Source organism: Klebsiella sp. R390 (assembly GCF_051131745.1).
GTDB lineage: Bacteria > Pseudomonadota > Gammaproteobacteria > Enterobacterales > Enterobacteriaceae > Klebsiella.
In genome coordinates, this window is sequence record NZ_CP180445.1 from 3,328,367 (window position 1) to 3,352,353 (window position 23,987).

The 23,987-nt window shown below is 55.9% G+C and carries 25 protein-coding genes; 6 read left to right on the forward strand and 19 right to left on the reverse strand.

The features are described 5' to 3' along the window. The first annotated feature begins 13 nt into the window (after positions 1-13). On the forward strand, positions 14-886 hold the full coding sequence (gene mscS, locus ACMYSP_RS15555; protein WP_434582959.1) for a small-conductance mechanosensitive channel MscS: 873 nt from the start codon (positions 14-16) through the stop codon (positions 884-886). A gap of 44 nt (positions 887-930) precedes the next feature. Here the strand turns inward: mscS and ACMYSP_RS15560 are convergent, their stop codons facing one another. Then, complete coding sequence (locus ACMYSP_RS15560; protein ID WP_434587109.1) at positions 931-1,104, reverse strand: hypothetical protein; 174 nt, start codon at positions 1,102-1,104, stop codon at positions 931-933. An 18-nt stretch (positions 1,105-1,122) separates the two neighbouring features. Further along, positions 1,123-1,824: a pirin family protein gene (locus tag ACMYSP_RS15565; RefSeq protein WP_434582960.1), complete on the reverse strand. Its 702-nt coding sequence runs from the start codon at positions 1,822-1,824 to the stop codon at positions 1,123-1,125. Positions 1,825-1,928: 104 nt separating this feature from the next. On the opposite strand from ACMYSP_RS15565, the gene ACMYSP_RS15570 reads away from it, so the two are divergent. After that, positions 1,929-2,825 (forward strand): LysR family transcriptional regulator, encoded by an 897-nt coding sequence (locus ACMYSP_RS15570; protein WP_434582961.1) that lies wholly within the window; start codon positions 1,929-1,931, stop codon positions 2,823-2,825. A gap of 38 nt (positions 2,826-2,863) precedes the next feature. Here ACMYSP_RS15570 and ACMYSP_RS15575 read toward each other — a convergent pair whose 3' ends face one another. The 11 genes from ACMYSP_RS15575 to ACMYSP_RS15625 form a co-directional block, all read right to left on the reverse strand. Further along, positions 2,864-3,232 carry a DUF805 domain-containing protein gene (locus ACMYSP_RS15575; protein WP_434582963.1) on the reverse strand — a complete coding sequence of 123 codons (369 nt, stop codon included), beginning with the start codon at positions 3,230-3,232 and terminating at the stop codon, positions 2,864-2,866. Positions 3,233-3,360: 128 nt separating this feature from the next. Continuing rightward, positions 3,361-4,347 carry a glutathione S-transferase family protein gene (locus tag ACMYSP_RS15580; protein WP_434582964.1) on the reverse strand — a complete coding sequence of 329 codons (987 nt, stop codon included), beginning with the start codon at positions 4,345-4,347 and terminating at the stop codon, positions 3,361-3,363. Positions 4,348-4,424: 77 nt separating this feature from the next. Beyond that, positions 4,425-4,817 carry a DoxX family protein gene (locus tag ACMYSP_RS15585; protein ID WP_004867955.1) on the reverse strand — a complete coding sequence of 131 codons (393 nt, stop codon included), beginning with the start codon at positions 4,815-4,817 and terminating at the stop codon, positions 4,425-4,427. 252 nt (positions 4,818-5,069) lie between these two features. After that, positions 5,070-5,366, reverse strand: a complete 297-nt coding sequence (locus ACMYSP_RS15590; protein ID WP_434582966.1) for a YqjK-like family protein — start codon at positions 5,364-5,366, stop codon at positions 5,070-5,072. Continuing rightward, complete coding sequence (locus ACMYSP_RS15595; RefSeq protein ID WP_434582968.1) at positions 5,363-5,761, reverse strand: phage holin family protein; 399 nt, start codon at positions 5,759-5,761, stop codon at positions 5,363-5,365. Before ACMYSP_RS15595 ends, ACMYSP_RS15590 begins: the two co-directional genes overlap by 4 nt. Before the next feature lie 2 nt (positions 5,762-5,763). Continuing rightward, positions 5,764-6,069, reverse strand: a complete 306-nt coding sequence (locus ACMYSP_RS15600; RefSeq protein WP_123756376.1) for a DUF883 family protein — start codon at positions 6,067-6,069, stop codon at positions 5,764-5,766. A gap of 45 nt (positions 6,070-6,114) precedes the next feature. After that, positions 6,115-6,483 (reverse strand): DUF1090 domain-containing protein, encoded by a 369-nt coding sequence (locus tag ACMYSP_RS15605; RefSeq protein ID WP_434582969.1) that lies wholly within the window; start codon positions 6,481-6,483, stop codon positions 6,115-6,117. 149 nt (positions 6,484-6,632) lie between these two features. Continuing rightward, positions 6,633-7,016, reverse strand: coding sequence for an EnvZ/OmpR regulon moderator MzrA (mzrA, locus tag ACMYSP_RS15610; RefSeq protein ID WP_434587111.1), 384 nt, complete (start codon positions 7,014-7,016; stop codon positions 6,633-6,635). Positions 7,017-7,018: 2 nt separating this feature from the next. Next, a complete protein-coding gene (yqjA, locus tag ACMYSP_RS15615) occupies positions 7,019-7,681 on the reverse strand; it encodes a DedA family general envelope maintenance protein YqjA (RefSeq protein ID WP_123756378.1) in 663 nt (220 codons plus the stop codon). Between the two features lie 332 nt (positions 7,682-8,013). Further along, positions 8,014-8,790, reverse strand: coding sequence for a transcriptional regulator ExuR (gene exuR / locus ACMYSP_RS15620; protein WP_434582971.1), 777 nt, complete (start codon positions 8,788-8,790; stop codon positions 8,014-8,016). A 129-nt stretch (positions 8,791-8,919) separates the two neighbouring features. Further along, positions 8,920-10,221, reverse strand: a complete 1,302-nt coding sequence (locus tag ACMYSP_RS15625) for an MFS transporter (protein ID WP_434582972.1) — start codon at positions 10,219-10,221, stop codon at positions 8,920-8,922. A gap of 483 nt (positions 10,222-10,704) precedes the next feature. Here ACMYSP_RS15625 and uxaC point away from each other — a divergent pair, with 483 nt between their 5' ends. The 3 genes from uxaC to ACMYSP_RS15640 all read left to right on the forward strand — a co-directional run bounded on the left by uxaC (position 10,705) and on the right by ACMYSP_RS15640 (position 14,271). Further along, entirely contained in the window at positions 10,705-12,117 is a 1,413-nt protein-coding gene (uxaC, locus tag ACMYSP_RS15630; protein WP_434582974.1) for a glucuronate isomerase, read from the forward strand. A gap of 18 nt (positions 12,118-12,135) precedes the next feature. Then, positions 12,136-13,623: a UxaA family hydrolase gene (locus tag ACMYSP_RS15635; RefSeq protein ID WP_434582975.1), complete on the forward strand. Its 1,488-nt coding sequence runs from the start codon at positions 12,136-12,138 to the stop codon at positions 13,621-13,623. Positions 13,624-13,716: 93 nt separating this feature from the next. Further along, positions 13,717-14,271 (forward strand): YgjV family protein, encoded by a 555-nt coding sequence (locus tag ACMYSP_RS15640; RefSeq protein ID WP_434582976.1) that lies wholly within the window; start codon positions 13,717-13,719, stop codon positions 14,269-14,271. 18 nt (positions 14,272-14,289) lie between these two features. Here ACMYSP_RS15640 and sstT read toward each other — a convergent pair whose 3' ends face one another. From sstT to ACMYSP_RS15660, 4 genes are all read right to left on the reverse strand, one after another. Further along, entirely contained in the window at positions 14,290-15,537 is a 1,248-nt protein-coding gene (sstT, locus tag ACMYSP_RS15645) for a serine/threonine transporter SstT (protein ID WP_434582977.1), read from the reverse strand. Between the two features lie 254 nt (positions 15,538-15,791). After that, positions 15,792-16,760: a TerC family protein gene (locus ACMYSP_RS15650; protein ID WP_434582979.1), complete on the reverse strand. Its 969-nt coding sequence runs from the start codon at positions 16,758-16,760 to the stop codon at positions 15,792-15,794. A 280-nt stretch (positions 16,761-17,040) separates the two neighbouring features. Beyond that, positions 17,041-18,030: a Gfo/Idh/MocA family protein gene (locus ACMYSP_RS15655; RefSeq protein WP_434582981.1), complete on the reverse strand. Its 990-nt coding sequence runs from the start codon at positions 18,028-18,030 to the stop codon at positions 17,041-17,043. Between the two features lie 73 nt (positions 18,031-18,103). Continuing rightward, positions 18,104-18,604, reverse strand: coding sequence for a M48 metallopeptidase family protein (locus tag ACMYSP_RS15660; protein WP_434582982.1), 501 nt, complete (start codon positions 18,602-18,604; stop codon positions 18,104-18,106). Positions 18,605-18,740: 136 nt separating this feature from the next. Here ACMYSP_RS15660 and rlmG point away from each other — a divergent pair, with 136 nt between their 5' ends. After that, positions 18,741-19,877 (forward strand): 23S rRNA (guanine(1835)-N(2))-methyltransferase RlmG, encoded by a 1,137-nt coding sequence (rlmG, locus tag ACMYSP_RS15665; RefSeq protein ID WP_123756388.1) that lies wholly within the window; start codon positions 18,741-18,743, stop codon positions 19,875-19,877. A gap of 93 nt (positions 19,878-19,970) precedes the next feature. Here the strand turns inward: rlmG and ACMYSP_RS15670 are convergent, their stop codons facing one another. Together ACMYSP_RS15670 and lsrK are read right to left on the reverse strand one after the other, a co-directional pair. Next, positions 19,971-21,992: an FAD-dependent oxidoreductase gene (locus ACMYSP_RS15670; RefSeq protein WP_434582983.1), complete on the reverse strand. Its 2,022-nt coding sequence runs from the start codon at positions 21,990-21,992 to the stop codon at positions 19,971-19,973. A 401-nt stretch (positions 21,993-22,393) separates the two neighbouring features. After that, positions 22,394-23,983, reverse strand: a complete 1,590-nt coding sequence (lsrK, locus tag ACMYSP_RS15675; protein ID WP_434582984.1) for an autoinducer-2 kinase — start codon at positions 23,981-23,983, stop codon at positions 22,394-22,396. Positions 23,984-23,987: the final 4 nt, after the last annotated feature.

The window sequence follows — 23,987 nt, forward strand, 5'->3', positions numbered from 1 at the left end:
GAGCGTGGATGATATGAAAAATTTTGTTTTATTTCCACAAGTGAAATTTGCTATTGAATGGCTGAAAGGCCATGGCGATACTATTTTTCAGTTTGGCTGGAATATTGTTGCGGCAATAATACTGCTGTTTGTCGGGAAGATAATATCAAAACTATTATCCAGGGCCATTGAAAAAATTCTGCTGCGACGAAATGTCGACGCCACGGTAGTGCATTTCTTTGCGGCTATTGTGCGTTATATCACCATAGCATTTGCGATCGTTGCCGCTCTGGGACGGGTCGGGATTGAAACCTCATCCATCATTGCCGTCATTGGTGCCGCAGGCTTAGCGATTGGCCTGGCGCTGCAGGGCTCACTCTCAAACTTTGCCGCCGGCGTGCTGCTGGTGACGTTGCGTCCTTTCCGTGCCGGTAATTTTGTTGAAGTAGGCGCCGTGTCTGGGGTGGTACAAACGGTACATGTTTTCTCGACAACCTTGTTGACGGTAGATAACAAAGAAGTGGTTATTCCCAACGGGAAAATTATTGCCGACAGTATCGTCAACTATTCACGTCATCCGTGGCGGCGTATTGATCTGGTACTCGGTGTCGCCTACCAAAGCCGTATCAGTGAAGTGAAAGCGGTTATTCAGGATATTATTGATAATGAGCAGCGAATTGATAAATCCCGCGGCACCACGGTACGACTTATTGAGCTTGGACCGTCAACGCTGAATTTCACCGTGCGGGTGTGGGTGAAAAACAGTGAATACTGGGATACCTATTTCGATTTGCTGGAAAATATTAAAGACTCGTTAGATGAGCACCAGATCCTGTTGCCTGGGCCACGCATGGACGTGCGTTTGATGAGCCCGGCGGGAAGTCCCCTGATCCAGCCTCACGGCTAGACCTGGCGACACAATCGGCCCCTTCTGGGGCCGAAACTAGTGTATCAGGCGGCGTTTTCTTCATCCTGAAGCCGCGTGGCGGCTTCTGCAACGATAGCTTCCAGTTCACTGAGCATCTCGTCATAGCCAAAACTGGCGACCTTCGGTGCGTCTTGCTGCAGAGGTTGAGACGACGGTACGGCTTTTGCTGCTTTCTTCTTATGCTTACTCACTGACAGACTCCATCACTCCTGTAATTACACCGGTAAATCTATCAGTAAAGCGCGCAAAGGCGTATCGGCAACAAGGGTAATGTTAGCTTCGTCACGAATAAATGCGCCGTCGCCGCAGGTCAGCGCCTGCTTCTCTTCTTCACGGGCAACGGCATGTACCGTGCCATGAATCGATTGCAGATAGGCTCGTGGCCCGTGCAGTTGTACATTAATATGTTCGCCGGCAGCGAGATCGAGCTGATGGATCCAGACCTGCTGACGTAGCTGCAAACTATTCTGCGCGCCATCCGGGGACGCGAGCAGCTGGTATGGGGCATCGGCGATGGTCAGCTTTTGTATCAGCGGGTTTTCCCGCTGCGGGCACGCATCCAGCCAGAGCTGCATCCGGGTCAGCGACCCTTCTTTACTCAGGTTATGCTCGCTGTAACTGATTCCTGGCTGAGTCGATATCAGCAGCGCTTCACCGGCCTTTGCCTGCACATGGTTGCCGTCACTGTCGCGATATTCCGCTTCCCCTTCCAGAATCAGGTTCAGAATATCGACTTTCGGGTAGGTCCGCGGCTGAAACGACGCGCCGGGGGCCAGAACTTCCTGGTTGAGCACGCGCAGGGAGGCGTATCCTAACAGTTTAGGGTCAAAGTAGTGTCCAAAGGAAAAGGTGTAGCGGGCCTGCAGCCAGCCGAAGTCTGCTTGTCCACATTGTTTGGCTGTTCGGGTAGTAATCATTTTCTTGACCTCTCTTTACACTAAATCAATGGTAAAGGTATGGACGCTGTATTGTTAGCCAGATATTCTGCCTGGTATGTTCAAATTTCCTGAATGAGAGTGCTATGGCTAAAGAGAGAGCATTAACGCTGGAAGCGTTACGTGTAATGGACGCTATCGACAGACGCGGGAGCTTCGCTGCTGCGGCTGACGAGCTCGGTCGGGTGCCCTCCGCCCTTAGCTACACGATGCAAAAGCTGGAAGAGGAACTGGATGTGGTGCTGTTTGACCGCTCAGGTCATCGGACAAAATTTACTAACGTTGGCCGCATGTTGCTGGAGCGCGGGCGCGTTCTGCTGGAAGCGGCGGATAAGCTCACTACCGATGCCGAAGCCCTCTCTCGCGGCTGGGAAACGCATCTGACCATCGTGACTGAAGCGCTGGTCTCGACGCAGGATTTCTTCCCGCTGATTGAAAAGCTGGCGACCAAATCCAATACCCAGCTGTCGGTCATTACCGAAGTGCTGGCCGGGGCATGGGAGCGCCTGGAGCAGGGGCGGGCGGATATCGTCGTGGCGCCGGATATGCATTTTCGTTCCTCATCGGAGATTAACTCCCGCAAGCTCTATTCGGTGATGAACGTCTACGTTGCCGCGCCGGATCACCCGATCCATCAGGAGCCGGAGCCGCTTTCTGAAGTCACGCGGGTTAAGTATCGTGGCGTCGCAGTGGCGGATACCGCCCGTGAACGACCGGTTCTGACGGTGCAATTACTCGATAAGCAGCCGCGTCTGACGGTCAGTACCATTGAAGATAAGCGGCAGGCGCTGTTGGCCGGTTTAGGCGTGGCGACGATGCCCTATCCGCTGGTTGAGCAAGACATTGCCGAAGGGCGCTTACGGGTGGTCAGCCCGGAATATACCAATGAGATCGACATTATCATGGCGTGGCGCCGCGATAGCATGGGCGAAGCGAAATCATGGTGTCTGCGAGAGATCCCGAAGCTGTTTGCCAGGAAGTAAATTGACGGTGCGCTCCTGCCGCAGAAGGAGCGCAGTCATTATAAGGATGAGGTTTTGGGTTCCGGCCCGAAACGGTTAGCTCCCGGCGTGCCGTTTTGGCTGTTGAACACCAGGATCACCAGCCAGCCAATGACCGGAATCAGCATCAGCAAGAGCCACCACGCTGAGCGATCGGTATCGTGCAAACGGCGAAACTGCACCGCCCACCACGGCAGAAAGACCAGCACGCCATAAATCGTCGTCAGGATGCCTTCCCCACCCGCGCGTTGCCAGCCTAACATCTTGTCGATGATACCCAGCACAACGGTCAGAATGATGTTGACCAGAATAAACATCCAGTACTCTTTGCGCCGAGCGCGGCCACCAAATCCAATATAGTTTTTCAGTACTTTTAAATACCAGTCCATTTCTACGCCTCGATTATCGGTCAATCACTTGTTTTTTAAGCGATCGAAATAAGAATAGCCGTGAATGGAAGGCGGGTAAATATATTCACAAGATGAAATATCAGGCGCCGCAGCGGGCGCCTGAATGCTTAGCCGAAGAGACGATCCCGACCATGCGGTTCGCTGAGATCTTGCTGCGGGCCGACGGAGATAATTCCGGTGGGGTTGATCGTTTTATGGCTGCGATAGTAGTGGTTGCGGATATGGGCAAAATTCACCGTCTCTGCGATGCCCGGCATCTGGTAGATATCGCGCAGGAAACCATACAGATTGGGGTAATCGCTGATGCGGTGTTTATCGCACTTAAAGTGGGTCACATAGACCGGGTCGAAACGCACGAGGGTGGTCCACAGACGAATATCGGCTTCCGTGAGCTGGTTGCCGGTCAGGTAGCGGTGCTCGCCAAGGATCTTTTCCAGGCGATCGAGTGACGCAAATACCGCCGTTACTGCCTCATCGTACGCCTGCTGGCTGGTGGCAAATCCGGCTTTGTAGACCCCATTATTGACGTTGTCGTAGATCCAACCGTTCAGTTCATCGATAGTTTCGCGCAGGGCTGGCGGGTAGTAATCGCCGGCTGTTGCCCCAAGAGCGTCAAAAGCGCTATTGAACATACGGATGATATCCGCCGATTCGTTGCTGACGATGGTGTTCTGCTTTTTATCCCACAACACCGGCACCGTGACTCGCCCGGTATAGTGCGGATCGGCGTGCAGATAGAGCTGATAGAGAAAGTCGTGTTGATACAGTGAATCGCCGGTCGCGTCGGGGAAATCATGAGCAAAGGTCCAGCCGTTTTCCAGCATCAAGGGGTGAACCACCGAGACGGAAATAAACGGGTCCAGCCCTTTGAGCTTACGCATGATCAGCGTGCGGTGCGCCCACGGACAGGCAAGGGAAACGTACAGATGATAGCGGTCTTTTTCTGCGGCAAAGCCGCCGCTGCCGGAGAGGCCTGGCGCGCCATCGGCGGTCAGCCAGTTGCGAAATGCCGACACCGAGCGCTTGAAACGTCCGCCGGTGGATGCGGTGTCATACCAGGTATCCTGCCAGACACCATCGATTAATTGTCCCATTCTCTCCTCCTTCAGACTTCAGATAGCAAAAGCGAGGAGATGTCTCCTCGCTTTGTTCGTTACTCAGTATAGTGCGCTTACCACTTTTTATTCAGCACGCGGTCGATGCTGAATGCGCCTGGACCGGTGATAGCCAGCAGCAGGAAGCCGCCTGCAATTGTCAGGTTTTTCATGAACATCAGCGAGTTCACGCCTTCAGCAAAGTTGCTGTGGAACAGGAACGCGGTCAGCAGCGTAAAGCCTGCGGTGAACAGCGCGGTAGTACGGGTCAGGAAACCGAACAGGATAGCCAGACCGCCGCCGAACTCCAGAAGAATGGTTAACGGCAGCAGTGCCCCCGGTACGCCCATGGCTTCCATATACTGTTGTGTGCCTGCATAACCGGTAATTTTTCCCCACCCTGCGGTGATGAACAGGATTGGCATCAGAATACGCGCTACCAGTACACCAACATCTTCTAATTTTTTCATTTCTTACTCCAGTAAACCCAAAGGGCGGCGATTTTGTTTTTTAGTGCAATCCTGCATAGTTACGCGGGCTTGCTGTCGATGGAGTGAATATTAGCGAGGCTCTGGAGTAATTGTTAGCAAGGAAAACTGTAGATCTTTTTCAAAGAATCTGAGCAAGTGCCAGGGGGGAGAAATGAGCGTATCTGCACGCAGCGGCGGCCCGCTGGCACAGAGGAAGAATGTCAGGAATCTTGAGGCGTGTCAGAAAGGGGATTAGTGAGCGGATGGCTGGCGCAGCAGGCGTTTGACCATACGCCAGGTGCTCCAGAGGCCGACGCCGCGTTTGGTCCAGCGCAGCAAAAACCGCGGATGGCGCACTGACCACACCGCCATGATACCGCTGCCGACCATCGCCCATGAGCGAAGATGCTGGAACGTCTGCCAGCCGCGATCGAGCGGTGCGGTGGCCTCAAGCCAGTCACGACGGCTGGCGATTAAATCCAGCCGTTGTTGTTGGATCTGGCGTAGCAGCAGCGCTTTTTGCCGTTCACGTTCCTGCTTATTGCTCATGCGCGATCGTCCTCCAGCAGAGCCCGGTCTTCCGCCAACTCTTTGCGCGTCATGCGCAGGAGCGTTGAACGACGAGCTTTGCGTAACGTCCAGATCCCGCCTATTAACGAGCTGAGCAACAGTACGGCGGTGGTGGCAATCATGACGTTCAGTCGGTATTGCGGATCGATGGCCCAGATAATCAGCACCAGCAGGCTCATCAGGCCAAAGGCGGCAAACAGCAGCGTCAATCCCAGCATCAGAAACAGCTGGAAGAGATTAGCTTTCTCTTCTTCCAGCTCCACGACCACCAGGCGCAGGCGCGTTTCCAGCATTTCGACCAGCAGGCTAATTATCCGCTGACCAATACCGAAAACGCTCTTACCCGGGCCTTGCGTGTGTTGAGTATCCGCCATAATTAACGACGCGTCAGCAGGACACCCAGCACCAGCCCGACGGCTGCGCCAATCCCGACACCGGTCCACGGATTTTCGCGGACATAGTCGTCGGCGCGAGCAGCGGTTTCTCGGGTTTGTCTGACAATGGCATCGCTGGTTTCACCCAGGCGAACGCGGCTCTCTTTCAGCGCGCTTTCCGCTTTACTGCGCAGTTTGCCCACTTCTTCTTTTGACTTATCCGCTGAGGAGTTCAGCACTTCTTCCAGGGTATCCGCCAGCGTTTTCAGTTCGGCACGCAGATCGTCTGCAACGTTGTCTTTAGGCATCTTTCTCTCCTGTAGAGTGGTTCCATATACGTAAAACATTACGGATTAATAATCACGCGACTCCAGCGTTTTCAGCTCTTGTTGCGCTTCATCAAGCTTGCTCTGACGTTTGCTGATTTTATCCTTATCGCCTTTCTGCCGGGCTTCCTGCAGGTCGCGCTGGCGCTCGGCCACTTCTTCCCGCTGTTTGGCGATTTTTTGCTGATGATCGGCCTTGAGCTGGCCGTCATTGCAGTGCGCTCTGACTTCACGCAGCGCTTTGTTCAGGCCGTCAATGCGGCTCTGATTGTGGTGTTTTTCAGCGTAGGTGATCTCACGCTGGATATCCTGTTCTTTTTCCTGACACGGGGAGTTGGCAAAGGCGCTGGCGCTAAGCGAGCCCATCACCAGCAGCAGAACGACGTGGTATTTCATGAATGCTACCTTCCATTGTGTAAGGGCATATCCGGGAGATATGCCCGATCCAGTCGATAAACGTCAGCCCGGCGGCTCCCGCAATCTTAAGCATAGTAAGTAAAACGAGATTTCACCAAACTGCGTGAAAATATTCAGAATTTTGGTAATTATCCGAACCGATGAGGGACGTCACGCAGGCGAGAGAGCCATGCTGTTGGCGTATTTTCATCCTCAAGCAAAGCAATAATATAACCGTGCGGCAGGGCGCGGCCCAGTACTTCTTTTGCCGCGATGCTCTGCTCGCTGGAGTCAAACTTAATCAACAGACCGTCTTTTTGCGGGGTAATGCTTTTAAAGCGGATACCGTTGGCGTCGAGATGATGCCAGACGGAAAAACCGTCCGGCATGCCAATACCCTGGGTGACAGGGTGGATCGCCAGGGTGGACTCCTGCTGCTGGACGGCAAGCCAGAGCCAGAACAGGGCGCACAGAAACACGGAGCCGCCCAGCATCCAGCCAATCTGGCGCAGAGAGAGGCTTTTTTTGACCATCTTCATCCCCGACTACTGTGTTTTTTCTTCCACAGGACAACTAACGAACCGACCAGGCCAAATACCAGCAGCACCACCGGCAGCAGCATCAGGCAGGACATCAGTTGATCCTCATACTTCAGGAAGACCGGCGTTTTACCCAGCAGATAGCCCAGCGTGGTGAGAATCAGTACCCACAGCAGGCCACTCATCCAGTTAAAGAACTGAAAACGGGCATTATTCAGGCCGGACAGCCCGGCGATGGTGGGCAGCAATGTACGTACGAACGCAATAAAGCGGCCAATCAACAGCGCAGAGAGCCCGTGTTTATGGAACAGGTGATGCGCCCGCTGGTGGTAGTGCGACGGCAAATGTGACAGCCAGTTTTGTACGATTCGCGTGTTGCCGAGCCAGCGGCCCTGGATATAGCTGAGCCAACAGCCCAGGCTGGCGGCGGTGGTCAGGAGCAGTAATGTTTCCGGAAAACCCATTGCCCCTTTGGCAATCAGCACACCGACCAGCACCAGCAGGCTGTCGCCGGGTAAGAACGCGGCGGGTAGCAGGCCGTTCTCAAGGAACAAAATCATAAATAAGACAAAATACAGCATGCCAATCATGGAGGGATTGGCGAGGGTTTCGTAATCCTGGCTCCACAGAGCATTCAACAATTGGGTTAATAGTTCCATTCACGATTCCTGGTACATCGGTTAACGATATGTCTGAACGCGATAGCGACATAGATTCTTATTAGATTATGGCCGCTGCTCATGCGTTCTGAACGGTTCCTTGTTCAAAAGTGAAGCCAGCAAAAGCTAGCTCTCAGAGCGACAAAATGCATCTAATTGTAACAAAGGCACCGACTTTTCGTCAGAAAAATTGCAGTTTGTTGCGCATTGATTTTGCTGATTGCAATGGCGGGTGGCGAGTGTCTTTACACAGGCTGACACTATAGATGTTTGCTTACCCAAAAGAGGGAACAGGCAGGCGCAGATGGCCCGCCTGACAGGCGGATAATTGCTTATTTTACGCCGTTGGCCGCGGTATCGAGGTGAACGACAGGATTATCGGCAAACAGGTAACGATCGGCGTTGAATTCAAAATCATCGCTGGTTTCGTTGAACAGCATCTGCTTGGTGTTTTCCAGATGCTGCCACATCGCCAGTTTTGCCGCGTGCGGATCTTTGCGAATCAAAGCCTTGAGAATTTCGTCATGATCGTCACACCAGTTATCCACGGTGCGCAAATCGATATGGTCATGCAGCTTTTTCCAGTACGGGTTATGCACGCGCTGGGTCCACATTTTTTCGACGATAGCGGCGAGCGCGGTATTCTGCGTCGCCAGCGCAACCTGAACATGAAACAGCAGGTCCCACTCAGAATCACGGTAAGACTTCTCTTTGCGCGATTTTTCCTGGATCTCCATCAGTTTCATAATGTCCTGCTTGGTCACCTGGGTGGCGGCGAACTCAGCGATATTACTTTCAATCAACTGACGCGCCTGCAGCAGCTCAAACGGACCATAGCTGGCGAACTCGAGGTTCTCATCAATGGCCTGCTGGTATTTCGGGTGGTTGGAGATAACGTGGATACCTGAGCCTTTACGGACTTCAACATAGCCTTCCACTTCCAGCATGATAATGGCTTCGCGAACCACGGTGCGGCTGACGCTTTTCTCGTCGGCGATAAACCGTTCTGCGGGCAGCTTATCACCCACAAGGTAGACGCCTTGCTCAATACGCGCCTTGAGCTCAGCGGCAAGCTGCTGATACAAACGACGCGGTTCTGTGATTTCCATATTCACTCCCGGAAGATGGCGACAATATTGGATTTGTTATACCACTTTTACGCTCGTCTCACCACTGTAAGACATGAAAAAGCCGCCTGTAATAAGGCGGCCTGGTAAACAACTCAATCAGTATGACAACTAGCTCTGCGTCGCCGGTTTACTCGTTTTGAGTGATGGCGAGTCATCATCGGCGGGTTTGTTCTTCAGCACGGTCCAGATGACCACGGCGCCCAGCAGGTCGAAGACCGCCAGCACGGCAAACAGCGGGCTGAAACCAATGGTATCGGCCAGTGCACCCACTACCAGAGCAAACATGGTACTTGCCATCCATGCCGCCATACCGGTCAGACCGTTAGCGGTTGCCACTTCGTTACGACCAAACACGTCGGAAGAGAGCGTAATCAGCGCACCGGACAGGGCCTGGTGAGCGAAGCCACCGACGCACAGCAGGGCGATAGCCACATACGGGCTGGTGAACAGGCCGATCATCCCTGGGCCAATCATCAGCAGGGCGCCCATGGTGACCACCATTTTACGGGAGACAATCAGGTTCACGCCAAACCAGCGCTGGAACAGCGGCGGCAGGTAACCCCCGATGATGCAGCCCAGGTCAGCAAACAGCATCGGCATCCAGGCAAACATCGCGATTTCTTTCAGGTTAAAGCCGTAGACTTTAAACATGAACAGCGGGATCCAGGCGTTAAAGGTACCCCAGGCTGGTTCAGCCAGGAAACGCGGCAGGGCGATGCCCCAGAACTGGCGGTTGCGCAGAATCTGCCACGGAGACATTTTCTTGCCGTTATTGGTCTGATGCTGAGATTCCTGGCCACCAATAATGTAGTCACGTTCTTCGGTGGTTAATTTTTTCTGGTCGCGCGGGTGTTTGTAGAATACCAGCCATGCCATCGCCCAGATAAAGCTCAGGACACCGGAAATGATAAACGCCATCTGCCAGCTGTGCATCACGATAGCCCAGACCACCAGCGGCGGAGCAATCATTGCGCCGATAGAGGAGCCGACGTTGAAGTAGCCTACGGCAATAGAGCGTTCTTTTGCCGGGAACCACTCAGAGCTGGCCTTCAGGCCTGCCGGGATCATCGCGGCTTCTGCCGCACCGACGGCGCCGCGTGCCAACGCTAATCCACCCCAGCTGCCCGCCAGCGCCGTGGAGCCGCAGAAAATGGCCCAGGCAATGGCGAAGAAGGCGTAACCGATTTTCGTTCCCAGGACATCAAGAACGTAGCCTGCAACAGGCTGCATGACGGTATAAGCAGCTGAGTAAGCTGCGATGATATAGGAATACTGTTGGGTGGAGATGTGTAACTCTTCCATCAGAGTTGGCGCAGCCGCAGCCACAGTGTTACGCGTCAGGTAGCCCAGCACGGTGCCCATGGTCACCAGTGCAATCATGTACCAACGTAACCCTTTAATTTTACGCATGTAAAACCTCATCGTTTGTTTTATCTCCGCAGCGAGTGCGGCCATCTTCAAACCCTGTCACCGGGGTTGAGAAGGAGAAACGGAGGGCTCAGGGGGATTAACCCATATGGCCCGAACCTTGCCATCAGTTGTTTTGCTTAATTCGGTATCCATACCGGTCAATGCGATGCAATTAATCATCGCGAATTCATTCCAACGGTTTATATGTTGCGACGGCAGAACGATAACTTGTCATACAACTTTAAAAGTTGAGTGCTGTCACAAAAGTGGGAAAGTTTATGGGGGTATTATTCTCTGCGAGAGAAGCCAGTGCTGGCGCGGCCTGCAGCGATGTTTACTCCGGAGAGAGTACTTTTTTTGTCAGCGTTTATTGATCTAACTCACGAAAAAGATTTCGGCCTGTAGAAATTGGTGTGATAACTTTGTCAGCATTATAGTCAATCATCTGAACGGCTCCTCAAGGGGAGCGAAGAGGAAATGAAAATGACAGCGTTTATGACCGAAGATTTTCTGCTTGATACCGAGTTTGCTCGTCGTCTGTACCATGATTACGCCAAAGATCAGCCGATTTTCGACTATCATTGCCACCTTCCGCCGCAGCAGATTGCCGACGATTACCGTTTTAAAAACCTGTATGACATCTGGTTGAAAGGCGACCACTACAAGTGGCGCGCGATGCGTACCAACGGCGTGGCTGAACGCCTGTGTACCGGTGATGCCTCAGATCGCGAGAAGTTTGACGCCTGGGCCGCCACCGTACCGCATACCATCGGCAACCCGCTGTATCACTGGACACACCTGGAACTGCGCCGTCCGTTTGGTATTACCGGTAAGCTGCTATCGTCGCAAACTGCGGGTGCTATCTGGGATCAGTGCAACGACCTGCTGGCGCAGGACAGCTTCTCTGCCCGCGGGATCATGACCCAGATGAACGTCAAAATGGTTGGCACCACCGACGATCCGATTGATTCGCTGGAACATCACGCGGCGGTGGCCAAAGTGACCACCTTCAAAACTAAAGTGCTGCCAAGCTGGCGTCCGGACAAAGCCTTCAACATCGAACAGGCGACGTTTAACGACTACATGGCGAAGCTGGGTGAAGTCTCTGATACCGACATTCGCCGCTTTGCCGATCTGCAGTCCGCGCTGACGAAACGTCTGGATCACTTCGCCGCCCACGGTTGTAAAGTGTCTGACCACGCGCTCGACGTGGTGCTGTTTGCTGAAGCCAGCGAAGCGGAACTGGACAGCATTCTGGCCCGTCGCCTCTCCGGCGCGGCGCTGAGCGAACAGGAAGTGGCGCAGTTTAAAACGGCGGTGCTGGTCTTCCTCGGGGCCGAATATGCCCGTCGCGGCTGGGTGCAGCAGTACCATATCGGCGCATTGCGTAACAATAACCAGCGTCAGTTCAAACTGCTGGGGCCGGATGTGGGCTTTGACTCCATCAACGATCGCCCGATGGCGGAAGAGCTGTCGAAGCTGCTGAGTAAGCAGAATGAAGAGAACCTGCTGCCGAAAACCATTCTTTACTGCCTGAACCCGCGCGATAACGAAGTGCTGGGCACTATGATCGGCAACTTCCAGGGCGAAGGGATGCCGGGCAAGATGCAGTTTGGTTCCGGCTGGTGGTTCAACGATCAGAAAGACGGGATGGAGCGCCAGATGACTCAGCTGGCACAGCTAGGCCTGTTGAGCCGTTTCGTCGGGATGTTGACCGACAGCCGCAGCTTCCTGTCCTACACCCGTCATGAATATTTCCGTCGCATTCTGTGCCAGATGATTGGCCGCTGGGTTGAAGCCGGCGAAGCGCCAGCGGATATCCAGCTGTTGGGTGAGATGGTGAAAAATATCTGCTTCAACAATGCGCGTGATTACTTCGCTATTGAACTGAACTAAGACCAGAGGCCGGTTGATATGCAATACATTAAAATCCATTCGCAGGATAACGTTGCTGTCGCGTTAGCTGACATGGCTGCGGGGACTCAGGTCACCATCGAGGGTGATACGGTCACCCTCGGCCAGGACGTTGTACGCGGTCATAAGTTTGCATTACGCGCGATTGCGAAGGGAGATAACGTCATTAAGTATGGTCTGCCCATTGGTCATGCACTGGCAGATATCGCGCCAGGTGAGCATATTCATGCCCATAACACGCGGACCAACCTGAGCGACCTTGACGAGTATAGCTATCAGCCGGAACTGATCGAGCCGTCGGCACAGCCGGAAGACCGCGATGTCCAGCTTTATCGTCGTGCTAATGGTGACGTTGGGGTGCGCAATGAACTGTGGATCCTGCCGACCGTCGGCTGCGTGAACGGTATTGCCCGTCAGATCCAGAACCGCTTCCTGAAAGAGACCCAGGATGCGGAAGGTACCGATGGCGTGTTCCTCTTCAGTCACACCTATGGCTGCTCGCAGCTGGGGGATGACCACGTGAACACCCGCACCATGCTGCAAAACATGGTGCGTCACCCGAACGCCGGGGCGGTGCTGGTGATTGGCCTGGGCTGTGAGAACAACCAGGTGGATGCCTTCCGTGAAACCCTGGGTGATTTCGACCCTGAGCGCGTCCACTTTATGGTCTGCCAAAAGCAGGACGACGAAGTGGAGGCCGGGCTTGAGCATCTGCATCAGCTGTATGAAGTGATGCGCCACGATAAGCGTGAGCAAGGTAAACTGAGCGAGCTGAAGTTTGGCCTGGAGTGCGGCGGATCTGACGGTCTGTCCGGGATCACCGCGAACCCGATGCTGGGGCGTTTCTCGGATTATCTGATCGCCAACGGCGGAACCACCGTGCTGACCGAAGTGCCGGAAATGTTTGGTGCCGAACAGCTCCTGATGAGCCACTGCCGTGACGAAGAGACCTTCGGCAAGCTGGTCACCATGGTCAACGACTTTAAACAGTACTTCATCGCGCATAACCAGCCGATCTACGAGAACCCATCGCCTGGCAACAAAGCCGGGGGCATCACCACGCTGGAAGATAAATCATTAGGCTGCACTCAGAAAGCGGGTTCCAGCCAGGTGGTAGACGTCCTGCGCTACGGTGAACGTCTGAAGGTGCATGGCCTCAACTTGCTGAGCGCGCCGGGTAACGATGCGGTCGCCACCAGCGCGCTGGCCGGCGCAGGCTGCCATATGGTGCTGTTCAGCACCGGTCGCGGTACCCCGTACGGCGGTTTTGTCCCGACGGTAAAAATTGCCACCAACAGCGAACTGGCGGCGAAGAAGAAACACTGGATCGACTTCGATGCCGGGCAGCTGATTCATGGCAAAGCCATGCCGCAGCTGCTGGAAGAGTTTGTCGATACGCTGGTTGAGTTCGTGAATGGCAAACCGACCTGCAATGAACGCAATGACTTCCGCGAGCTGGCGATCTTCAAGAGCGGCGTCACCTTGTAGGTACGAGAGGGATCCCGGTCCTTGTCGTTAACGTGAAAACGGCGCTCCTTCGCAGGAACGCCGTTTTTTTATTTTTGCTGAAAAGGATCTTTCATGACTGCGTATTGGGTTGCCCAGGGCGTCGGTGTCATCGCCTTTTTTATCGGTATCACCACCTTTGTTCACCGCGACGAGGGGCGTTTTAAACGTCAGCTGGCGCTGTACAGCGGGATCATCGGCCTGCACTTTATTCTGATGGGGGCGATACCGGCGGGCATGAGCGCCGGGCTGAATGCCGTACGCACCTTGATATCATTGCGTACCCGTAGCCTGTGGGTGATGACGATTTTTATTGTTCTGACTCTGGTGTTGGGGCTGGGGAAACTACAGCATCCGATGGAACTGCTGCCGGTCGTGGGCACCGTTGCCAGCACCTGGGCCCTGTTCCGCTGCAAAGGGCTGACCATTCGCTGCGTAATGTGGTGCTCTACCGCCTGCTGGGTGACGCATAACCTGTGGCTGGGGTCGATTGGCGGAACGCTGATTGAAGGCAGCTTTTTGATCGTCAACGGTCTGAATATTATCCGCTTCCGGCGCATGATAAAGCGGGGGATCGATCCGTTTAAACAGGAAGCCGTGGAGATGCAAGAGACCCCCTCCGCACGCTAGCGGAGAGGGTAGGCAGGATTAATCGCGCAGCGCGTTTTTCGCCAGCTGCTCGTCTTCAGCCATACAGGCTGCGGCGGTGAACAGCACGTCGGTAGAGGAGTTCAGTGCCGTTTCGCAGGAGTCCTGCAGTACGCCGATGATGAAGCCAACGGCAACGACCTGCATGGCAACATCGTTTGGGATGCCGAACATGTTACAGGCTAGCGGGATCAGCAGCAGAGAGCCACCGGCGACGCCGGAAGCGCCACAGGCGCACAGCGATGCCACGACGCTCAGCAGCAGGGCGGTCGGTAGATCCACCGGAATACCCATGGTATGCACGGCGGCTAGCGTCAGCACCGTAATGGTAATTGCGGCCCCGGCCATGTTGATGGTGGCACCCAGCGGAATGGAGACGGAATAAGTATCGCGATCGAGGTTCAGTTTTTCGCTCAACGCCATATTCACCGGAATGTTCGCGGCGGAACTGCGGGTAAAGAAGGCGTACACGCCACTTTCGCGCAGGCAGGTCAGCACCAGCGGATACGGGTTGCGACGGATCTTCCAGAACACCAGCAGCGGGTTAATCACCAGCGCCACCAGCAGCATACAGCCCACCAGCACAACCAGCAGTTGCGCATAACCCCACAGCGTGGCGAAACCGGTGGTCGCCAGGGTGGATGAGACGAGGCCGAAAATCCCCAGCGGTGCGAAACGAATCACCATTTTCACAATAAAGGTCACCGCATGGGACACATCATTGATCAGGTTTTTGGTCGTCTCATTGCCATGACGCAGCGCAAAGCCCAGGCCAACGGCCCAGACCAGGATCCCGATGTAGTTGGCGTTCAGCAATGCATCAACAGGGTTCGATACCATGCTCATCAGCAGCCCGCGCAGGACTTCGACAATCCCCGATGGCGGGGTGATATCGCCGGCGGCGGCGGTCAGATGCAGCGTGGAAGGGAAGGCAAAGCTGAACAGCACGGCGGTTAAAGCGGCGCTGAAGGTTCCCAGCAGGTAAAGGAACAGAATCGGACGGATACTGGTTTTCTGCCCCTGCTGGTGGTTAGCGATTGATGCCATCACCAGCATCAATACGAGTACCGGCGCGACGGCTTTCAGCGCGCCGACAAACAGCGTGCCGAGCAGGCCAACGGCAATGGCCGCCGGTTTTGATACCAGCGCTAACAGCACGCCAAGAATCAGCCCCACTAAAATTTGTTTAACCAGGCTGCCCTGAGCAAGACGCCGTAGCAGGCCTGATGAAGGAGTTTGTGTCGTCATAATGCATTCCTTGTGGTGATGTCGCTGTCCGTCTCATGTACGTACTCTTTGTTACGCTTATGTCCGGATGTAAATAAATGTTTGCCTGGTCGAGTATACGGAAAGCGCGGCGGGTAGGAAGCGTAAAATGCTGCTTATTTCGTTCAGATCTTATTTTTTAACTATATATTAACGAATGTGTGACATGACGAGGGATAATGCGTGGTGCCTGTTGCTGGCCGGGCGAAAACCCTCTTCACCCGGCCGCTTGCGGCTTATTGATGTAGTTTTTTCTTGTCGTTTTGCATATTGACCCAGGCGTTAATCAACAGGGTCAGGGTCAGAATGCCACCCACCACGCCGAGCGAAACGCCAATCGGGATGTGGTAGAAATCGACGATGAGCATCTTGATACCGATAAACACCAGGATCACCGACAGGCCATATTTCAGCATCGAGAAGCGCTCCGCCACGCCCGCCAGCAGGAAGTACATGGCGCGCAGGCCAAGGATCGCGAACAGGTTTGATGTCAGCACGATGAACGGGTCGGTGGTCACGGCGAAAATCGCCGGGATGCTATCGACCGCGAAAATCACGTCGCTTAACTCCACCAGGATCAGCACCAGCAGCAGCGGGGTGGCAAACAGGACACCGTTCTGCCGCGTGAAGAAGCGCTCATTCTCAATTTTATCGGTCATGCGCAGGTGGCTGCGGATCCAGCGTACCAGCGGTTTGTCACCGATGCCGGAATCATCTTCCTTCGCCAGCGCCATTTTCACGCCGGTAAACAGCAGGAACGCACCGAAGATATAGAGCAGCCACTCGAACTGGGAAATAAGCCAGCTTCCAGCGAAGATCATCACCGTACGCAGCACGATAGCCCCAAGAACACCGTAAACCAGTACCCGACGCTGTAGCGCAGGTGGGACCGCGAAGTAGCTGAACAGCATCAGCCAGACGAAGACGTTATCAACGGCCAGCGCTTTCTCAATGAGATAGCCGGTAAGGAAAGCCAGCGCCTGAGGATCGGCAACCGCGCGGCCCTGGGTTTGCGCCAGGTACCACCAGAAGGCGGCGTTAAAGAGAAGAGAGAGGGTAACCCAAAGCATCGACCAGCCTGCAGCCTGCTTGATGGTCATGCCATGCGCACCACGCCGACCCTGAAGAAACAGATCGATGGCCAGCATGATCACAACGACCACGGCGAATCCACCCCACAATAACGGTGTGCCGACAGTATTCATTACTCGATTCCTTACATAAAAACAAAACGGCTGACGTCGGAAGACGGCAGCCGTTGCGTGTTTATGCATAGACCTCGCCTTCCGGCAAGGTCTCACTTACAACAACCAAAACACCGCGCACTGAAGGCGAACGCTTTGGTTATTGCCCGGCGACCGGATGCGGTTTTGCACGCATCGTAATGACGATCCACCGGCAAGGAAGTTACTCCCCTTTGCACGTAACAAAATATTACAAGTCATAAGAGGCGTCAATGGTCGATGACGGCCTCTTTACACTCTTTTACGCCACCTGTGGATTATCCGCCGGGAATACCACTCCGGTCTGACGGCGAATTTCACTGAGCAGTTTGGCCGTAATCCGGCTGACTTCCAGGCCCGGGTGATTCACCTGATTGGCCTCGACCAGATTCGCGAAAACGTCCGCCTCATACAGCATAGTATTGATGTGCTGGGGTTGCGTCAGATCCTGCGCTTTGCCGCCGCGGGGGATGAACGCGACCTTCTGGCACTCCGAGATTTTCTCGATGACCAGCGCACCGGCTTCGCCCTGGATTTCGCTTGGCAGCGTAGAATCGCTCACTTTTGAGTGGTGCAGCGTGACGTTAAAATCTGCATAGTTCAGTACCACGGTACCCTGGGCATCAACGCCGCTGTCCAGCAGGCTGGCGCTGGCGTGCACGGCACGCGGTTCACCCCACAGCGCGACGGCCGAGGCCAGGCAGTAAAAGCCGATATCCATGATTGAACCGTTGGAGAACGCCGGGTTGAAGGTGTTCGGGTTCTCGCCATCGAGATAGCGCTGATAGCGTGAGGAGTACTGGCAGTAATTGATAAAGGCTTTATGCAGTTTGCCCACTTTGCTGAGCGACTGCTGCAGCAGCAGAAAATTCGGCAGGCTGGCGGTTTTGAAGGCTTCGAACAGCACCACCTGGTTTTCCTGGGCGCAGCGGATGGCGGCTTCAACTTCCTTAATGTTGGAGGCCAGCGGCTTTTCACAAATCACATGCTTTTTATGGCTCAGGAACAGCTGCGTTTGCGGGAAGTGCAGGGAGTTCGGGCTGGCAATATACACGGCGTCGACGGCATCGCTCTGCGCCAGATCCTCCAGCGACGTGAACAGATGGTCGACGGGATAATCGCGCGCAAAGGCCTGGGCTTGTTCAAGGCTGCGAGAGTAAATTGCGGTGAGTTTATACTTGCCAGTTTCATGGGCGGCATCGACAAACTGTTTGGTTATCCAGTTTGTACCAACAACAGCGAAACGTATCATAAACGTTGACGAACTCCGTTAAAGGGGACCTTTTGCCACTCTACCATGCCAGCATGACAAAACCAGTGCGCCATTACGCAGAACGATTTAACGAAAGATGCGTTAGCCACAGGCGGGTATCGAACTCCAGCTGGTGGTACTGAGGCTCCATATAACAGCACAGCTGATAGAAGGCTTTGTTGTGATCTTTCTCTTTGAGATGCGCCAGTTCATGGACCACAATCATACGCAGAAAGGCCTCCGGCGCATCGCGGAATACCGTCGCCACCCGGATTTCAGCTTTGGCCTTCAGTTTGCCGCCCTGAACCCGCGAAATGGCGGTATGCAGGCCGAGCGCGTTATTCAGCACGTGGATTTTGTTGTCGTACATGACCTTATTGATCGGCGCCGCGCCGCGCAGATAGCGGGACTTCAGATCCTGGGTGTACTGATACAATGCCTTATCGTTATTGACGTCGTGGCCTTCGGGATAGCGTTTATGCAACACCGCGCCCAGACGTTGCTCGGCGATTAGCGTGCGGACCTGAGAAAGCAAATGCTCCGGGTAGCCCTGCAGGTATGTCAGTTGGCTCATCAATGCTCCAGACGGAAGAACGTCACATCCTCTTTCAGGTGGCTTCGGCGCATCCTGAATGATTTTGTGTGCAAAAAGGGTATACTCACGCACCCTTTCAGGGATAACACCGAAATTTTACCACTCAGGAGGGCCGATGAGCCACTTAGACAACGGTTTCCGTTCACTGACATTGAAACGTTTTCCGGAAACGGACGACGTCAACCCACTCCAGGCGTGGGAAGCGGCGGATGAATATCTGCTGCAGCAGTTAGATGACACGGAGATTAACGGCCCGGTCCTGATTCTGAATGATACCTTTGGCGCATTGAGCTGCGCTCTGGCGGAGCATACCCCGTTCAGCATCGGCGACTCCTATTTAACCGAACTCGCCACCCGTGAGAATTTACGCCATAACGCGATTGAAGAATCCAGCGTCAAGTTCCTCGACAGCACGGCAGAGTACCCGCAGGCGCCGGGAATCGTGCTGATTAAAGTGCCGAAAACCATGGCCCTGCTGGAGCAGCAGCTGCGTGCATTGCGTTTGGTCGTGACGCCGGAAACCCGCATCATCGCAGGGGCGAAGGCCCGCGATATTCATACTTCCACGCTGGAATTGTTTGAAAAAGTGCTGGGACCGACCACCACGACGCTGGCCTGGAAAAAGGCCCGCCTGATCAACTGTACCTTCAGCGCGCCGGCCCTTGCCGATGCGCCGCAGACTTTAAGCTGGAAGCTGGAAGGGACCGACTGGACTATCCACAACCACGCGAATGTGTTTTCACGTACCGGGCTGGATATCGGTGCACGCTTCTTTATCGAACACCTTCCGTCAGACCTTGAAGGCGAAATCGTCGATCTGGGCTGCGGCAACGGGGTGGTTGGGTTGACGCTGCTGGAGCAAAACCCGCAGGCCAGCGTGGTGTTTGTTGATGAGTCACCGATGGCCGTTGCCTCCAGCCGCCTGAATGTCGAAACCAACATGCCGGACGCGCTGGATCGCTGCGAGTTTATGATCAACAACGCCCTGTCAGGCGTCGAGCCGTTCCGCTTTAACGCCGTGCTGTGCAACCCGCCGTTCCACCAGAAACATGCGCTGACGGACAATATCGCGTGGGAGATGTTCCACCACGCACGCCGCTGCCTGAAGATCAACGGTGAGCTGTATATTGTGGCGAACCGTCACCTCGACTATTTCCACAAGCTGAAGAAGATTTTCGGCAACTGCACCACCGTCGCCACCAACAATAAATTCGTGGTGCTGAAAGCGGTGAAAATGCGCAAGCTGCGCTAATCGCCGACCGTCAGCCGGGCTACTCCTCTCAGTAGCCCGTGCATGTAGCCGTGCATGTAGCCCGGGCAAGCGCAGCGCCCCCGGGAACTCCCGTTAAATCTCCAGCGCCAGCTTCGTCCCCTGGGCGATGGCGCGGCGGGCATCCAGCTCCATCGCCACATCACACCCGCCAATCAGATGCACCACTTTCCCTGCCGCACGCAGCGGATCCGCCAGCTCGCGGCACGGCTCCTGCCCGGCACAGATAACCACCTGATCGACGCGCAACACCTGCGGCTCTCCGCCGATCGTCACATGCAGCCCCTCATCGTCGATCTTCTGGTAGCTCACGGCCGGGATCATCTTAACGCCGCGGGCCAGCAAGGTCGCCCGGTGGATCCAGCCGGTGGTTTTACCTAAACCGTCGCCAGGCTTGCTGGCCTTGCGCTGGAGCATCACAATTTTGCGCGGACTTTTCTCCAGCTGTGGCCCTTCCGGGCGCAGGCCGCCGGCGGTCTGCAGGCTGGTATCGATACCCCATTCTTTGCAGAATTCGGCGATATTCTGGCTGGTGGCGATGTCGGGTTGGCTCAGGAACATCGCAGTATCAAAACCAATTCCGCCGCAGCCAATAATCGCCACGTTATCGCCCACCGGCGCTTTGTCGCGCAGGACATCGAGATAGCTCAGCACTTTCGGGTGGGTGATACCGTCGATCTCCGGCATCCGTGGGGCGATCCCGGTGGCGAGGATCACTTCATCAAACGCCGTCAGGCGATCCGCCGTCACCCGTTCGCCGATGCGTACGTTAACGTCGTGCCGATCCAGCATCCGGCGGTAGTAGCGCAGCGTTTCGTAAAACTCCTCTTTGCCCGGGATCTGTTTGGCAATATTAAACTGGCCGCCGATCTCCTGCTGCGCGTCAAACAGGGTTACAGAATGGCCGCGCGCGGCAGCATTCACGGCAAACGCTAGCCCGGCCGGGCCTGCGCCGACCACCGCCAGGCGTTTTGGTGTCGGAGCTGCTGTCACCGGCATCAGGGTCTCATGGCAGGCGCGCGGGTTCACCAGGCAGGAGGTGACTTTGCCGACGAAGATCCGATCCAGGCAGGCCTGATTGCAGCCGATGCAGGTGTTGATCTCATCTGCCCGTCCGTTTTGCGCTTTGCTCAGGAACTCGCCATCGGCGAGGAAGGGGCGGGCCATCGACACCATGTCGGCATCGCCACGGGCGAGGATCGCGTCCGCAACGTCAGGATCGTTGATACGGTTGGTGGTCACCAGCGGGATCGACACGGCGCCTTTGAGCTTGCGGGTCACCCAACTGAAGGCGCCGCGCGGAACCGGAGTCGCGATGGTGGGAATGCGCGCCTCGTGCCAGCCGATACCGGTATTGATAATCGTGGCGCCCGCCGCTTCGATGGCCTGCGCCAGCGTGGTGACTTCTTCCAGCGTGCTGCCGTCGGTCACCAGATCGAGCATCGACAGACGGTAGATAATAATAAAATCGTGGCCGGCCCGTTCGCGGACCGCGCGCACCACTTCCACGGCAAAGCGCATGCGCCGGGCATAATCGCCGCCCCACTCATCGCTACGCTGGTTGGTGCGGGTGGCGAGGAATTCGTTAATCAGATAGCCCTCTGAACCCATCACTTCAACGCCGTCGTAACCAGCCTCCCGGGCCAGCTTCGCGCAGCGGGCGAAATCGTCGATCAGCTTGAGGATCTCCTGATGGCTCAGCGCGTGCGGGGTAAAGCGGTTAATCGGTGCCTGTAGCGCCGATGGGGCCACCAGCTGCGGCTGATAGCTATAGCGCCCGGTATGCAGAATCTGCAGGGCGATTTTGCCGCCTTCGCGGTGTACCGCTTCGGTAATCTGCCGGTGGTGCGCCAGATGGTGGGCATCGTCGAGCACCGCGCCGCCTGCCATCGTAACCCCGGAAGCAGCAGGGGCCACGCCGCCGGTGACAATCAGCGCCACGCCGTGGCGGGCGCGTTCGGCGTAAAAGGCCGCCAGCCGCTCTGCGCCGTCGGCATGTTCTTCCAACCCGGTGTGCATGGAACCCATCAGCACGCGGTTTTTCAGCTGGGTGAAACCCAGGTCGAGCGGGGCGAATAACGACGGGTAGTGGCTCATAATGGTTTCCAGTCTCTTATATCCGTCATACTTCAAGCTGCATATGTGTTGGCTGTGCTCGTTATTCGGCTCATCCATGAGCCTCACCCTTATCAGGGCCGCTGCTCGCAGCGTTCAAATCTGTTCCAGACAGATTTGTCACCCCAGTCACTTACTTATGTAAGTTCCTGGGAAATTACGGCCTTGCCGCCTTCAATGCAGCTTGAATTATTTCGGGTATGTAACATTATTGTTATGTGGTCGGATGAGTTACTAATTTAGCCGTCGCGCGGAAAAAGGGAAAAAGAGAGTGCGGTGATTGTGATGGGATTCAAAGATCCTGCTGACCTGCTGAATGGCGGCGCGGAAGTCAGCCAGCGCCGCCAGTGATGATGTGGTCGATGTCGTCGGGGTAGGACAGGCTACGGCATCCGCGCCCGGGCGGGGGGAACCAGCCCCGGCGCCTGCCACATCGAGGTGGTCAGGCCGCTGTCCACCAGCCCCAGCTGGTCAGCGTAGACCGACTGCCATTTCTCCATCATCCCCTGATACAGCTCGCGGTAGGCCGGGTTCGGTGTAAAGACCCGATGCCAGCTCACCAGTTTTTCCCCGGCGGTCGCCATATCCTGGTACAGACCGGCGCCGGTACCGGCGGCAATGGCGCAGCCCAGCGCGGTGGCTTCGCGCACCACCGGCACCCGCACCGGCAGGCCGGTGACGTCGCTGAGGATCTGGCTCCACAGCGCCCCTTTTGAGCCGCCGCCGGCAAACACCAGACTGTCAAATGTCACGCCGGAGAAGCGCGAGATTTGCGCCAGGTTGCAGGCGGAGACAATCGCCGCGTTCTCCTCCAGCGCGCGGAACAGCGTGGCCTTGTTGCATTTCTCCGGGTCGATGGAGAGGTTAATAAACGACGGCGCGGCGTGATACCACTGCTTGAAATGCATCGCATCGGAGAAAATCGGCATCACGCCGTGCGAGCCTGCCGGTACGCGGCTGGCCATCTCCTCAAGCAGGGAATAGGCATCCACCCCGAGGCGCTCGGCAACCAGCTTCTCTTCGGCGCAAAACGCATCGCGGAACCAGCGCATGGTCAGGCCGGTAAAGAAGCTGATGGACTCCGCCTGCACCATGCCGGGAATGACGTGCGGATTCACGCGGATGTTCATGTCCGGGTCGGTCCGCACTTCCGGCAGGTTGACCACCTGTTGCCAGAAGGTCCCGCCCAGCACGGCGCTTTGCCCGGCGCGCACTACCCCAAGACCCAGGCAGCCGAGCTGAACATCGCCGCCGCCCATCACCACCGGCGTGCCGGCCCGCAGGCCGCACTGCTGCGCCGCCGCGTGGGTCACCGTGCCAAGCAGCGTCCCGGTCTCTTTAACCGGCGAGAGCATATCCGCGCGCAGCCCGGCCATGTCGAGCAGCGCCGGGCGCCAGTCGCGGCTGAACAGGTCGAGCATGCCGGTAGTACCGGCGTTTGACGGGTCAACGGCCAGCTCGGCGGAGAGTTTTGCCGCCAGCCAGTCGCTAATCATGGTGATAGTCGCCGCCTTGCGGTAGATATCTGGACGATGGTGGGCCAGCCACAGCAGGCGCGGCATGGCGCTCAGTGCCAGGGTCTGGCCGGAGACGTCATACACTTCGGATTCAAAATGAAAATCGTGGATCTCTTTGAGCTCCGCGACTTCGCGGCTGGCGCGGGCATCGACGTTGGCGCAGGCCCAGATGGCCTCGCCGTTACGATCGTACAGCACGATGCCTTCACGCATTGAACAGCAGGCCACGGACTGAATATCGGCTCCCTGGAGATGAGCGTTTGCCAGCGCCTGGCGAATGCACTGGCAGGCCAGCTGCCAGTTGGTGGTGAGGTCGAACTCCATCGAGCCGGGCACATTTTCGATACTCAGGTGCTTCCATTCCGCCTGGCCAACTGCCAGCTGGCGGCCGCTGAGATCGAAAATCACCGCCCGAATACTGCCGGTCCCGGCATCTAACGCTAACAGGTAACTCATGACA

Excerpts from the sequence above, each read along its gene's own strand:
- ACMYSP_RS15585 (WP_004867955.1), bottom strand. The coding sequence starts at position 4,817 with ATGAAAAAATTAGAAGATGTTGGTGTACTGGTAGCGCGTATTCTGATG.
- ACMYSP_RS15595 (WP_434582968.1), bottom strand. The coding sequence starts at position 5,761 with ATGGCGGATACTCAACACACGCAAGGCCCGGGTAAGAGCGTTTTCGGT.
- ACMYSP_RS15625 (WP_434582972.1), bottom strand. The coding sequence starts at position 10,221 with ATGCGTAAAATTAAAGGGTTACGTTGGTACATGATTGCACTGGTGACC.
- ACMYSP_RS15590 (WP_434582966.1), bottom strand. The coding sequence starts at position 5,366 with ATGAGCAATAAGCAGGAACGTGAACGGCAAAAAGCGCTGCTGCTACGC.
- ACMYSP_RS15600 (WP_123756376.1), bottom strand. The coding sequence starts at position 6,069 with ATGCCTAAAGACAACGTTGCAGACGATCTGCGTGCCGAACTGAAAACG.
- ACMYSP_RS15655 (WP_434582981.1), bottom strand. The coding sequence starts at position 18,030 with ATGATACGTTTCGCTGTTGTTGGTACAAACTGGATAACCAAACAGTTT.
- ACMYSP_RS15640 (WP_434582976.1), top strand. The coding sequence starts at position 13,717 with ATGACTGCGTATTGGGTTGCCCAGGGCGTCGGTGTCATCGCCTTTTTT.
- uxaC (WP_434582974.1), top strand. The coding sequence starts at position 10,705 with ATGACAGCGTTTATGACCGAAGATTTTCTGCTTGATACCGAGTTTGCT.
- ACMYSP_RS15660 (WP_434582982.1), bottom strand. The coding sequence starts at position 18,604 with ATGAGCCAACTGACATACCTGCAGGGCTACCCGGAGCATTTGCTTTCT.
- exuR (WP_434582971.1), bottom strand. The coding sequence starts at position 8,790 with ATGGAAATCACAGAACCGCGTCGTTTGTATCAGCAGCTTGCCGCTGAG.
- lsrK (WP_434582984.1), bottom strand. The coding sequence starts at position 23,983 with ATGAGTTACCTGTTAGCGTTAGATGCCGGGACCGGCAGTATTCGGGCG.
- ACMYSP_RS15635 (WP_434582975.1), top strand. The coding sequence starts at position 12,136 with ATGCAATACATTAAAATCCATTCGCAGGATAACGTTGCTGTCGCGTTA.
- ACMYSP_RS15670 (WP_434582983.1), bottom strand. The coding sequence starts at position 21,992 with ATGAGCCACTACCCGTCGTTATTCGCCCCGCTCGACCTGGGTTTCACC.
- rlmG (WP_123756388.1), top strand. The coding sequence starts at position 18,741 with ATGAGCCACTTAGACAACGGTTTCCGTTCACTGACATTGAAACGTTTT.
- mzrA (WP_434587111.1), bottom strand. The coding sequence starts at position 7,016 with ATGGTCAAAAAAAGCCTCTCTCTGCGCCAGATTGGCTGGATGCTGGGC.
- ACMYSP_RS15565 (WP_434582960.1), bottom strand. The coding sequence starts at position 1,824 with ATGATTACTACCCGAACAGCCAAACAATGTGGACAAGCAGACTTCGGC.
- ACMYSP_RS15580 (WP_434582964.1), bottom strand. The coding sequence starts at position 4,347 with ATGGGACAATTAATCGATGGTGTCTGGCAGGATACCTGGTATGACACC.
- ACMYSP_RS15650 (WP_434582979.1), bottom strand. The coding sequence starts at position 16,760 with ATGAATACTGTCGGCACACCGTTATTGTGGGGTGGATTCGCCGTGGTC.
- yqjA (WP_123756378.1), bottom strand. The coding sequence starts at position 7,681 with ATGGAACTATTAACCCAATTGTTGAATGCTCTGTGGAGCCAGGATTAC.
- mscS (WP_434582959.1), top strand. The coding sequence starts at position 14 with ATGAAAAATTTTGTTTTATTTCCACAAGTGAAATTTGCTATTGAATGG.
- sstT (WP_434582977.1), bottom strand. The coding sequence starts at position 15,537 with ATGACGACACAAACTCCTTCATCAGGCCTGCTACGGCGTCTTGCTCAG.
- ACMYSP_RS15570 (WP_434582961.1), top strand. The coding sequence starts at position 1,929 with ATGGCTAAAGAGAGAGCATTAACGCTGGAAGCGTTACGTGTAATGGAC.
- ACMYSP_RS15575 (WP_434582963.1), bottom strand. The coding sequence starts at position 3,232 with ATGGACTGGTATTTAAAAGTACTGAAAAACTATATTGGATTTGGTGGC.
- ACMYSP_RS15605 (WP_434582969.1), bottom strand. The coding sequence starts at position 6,483 with ATGAAATACCACGTCGTTCTGCTGCTGGTGATGGGCTCGCTTAGCGCC.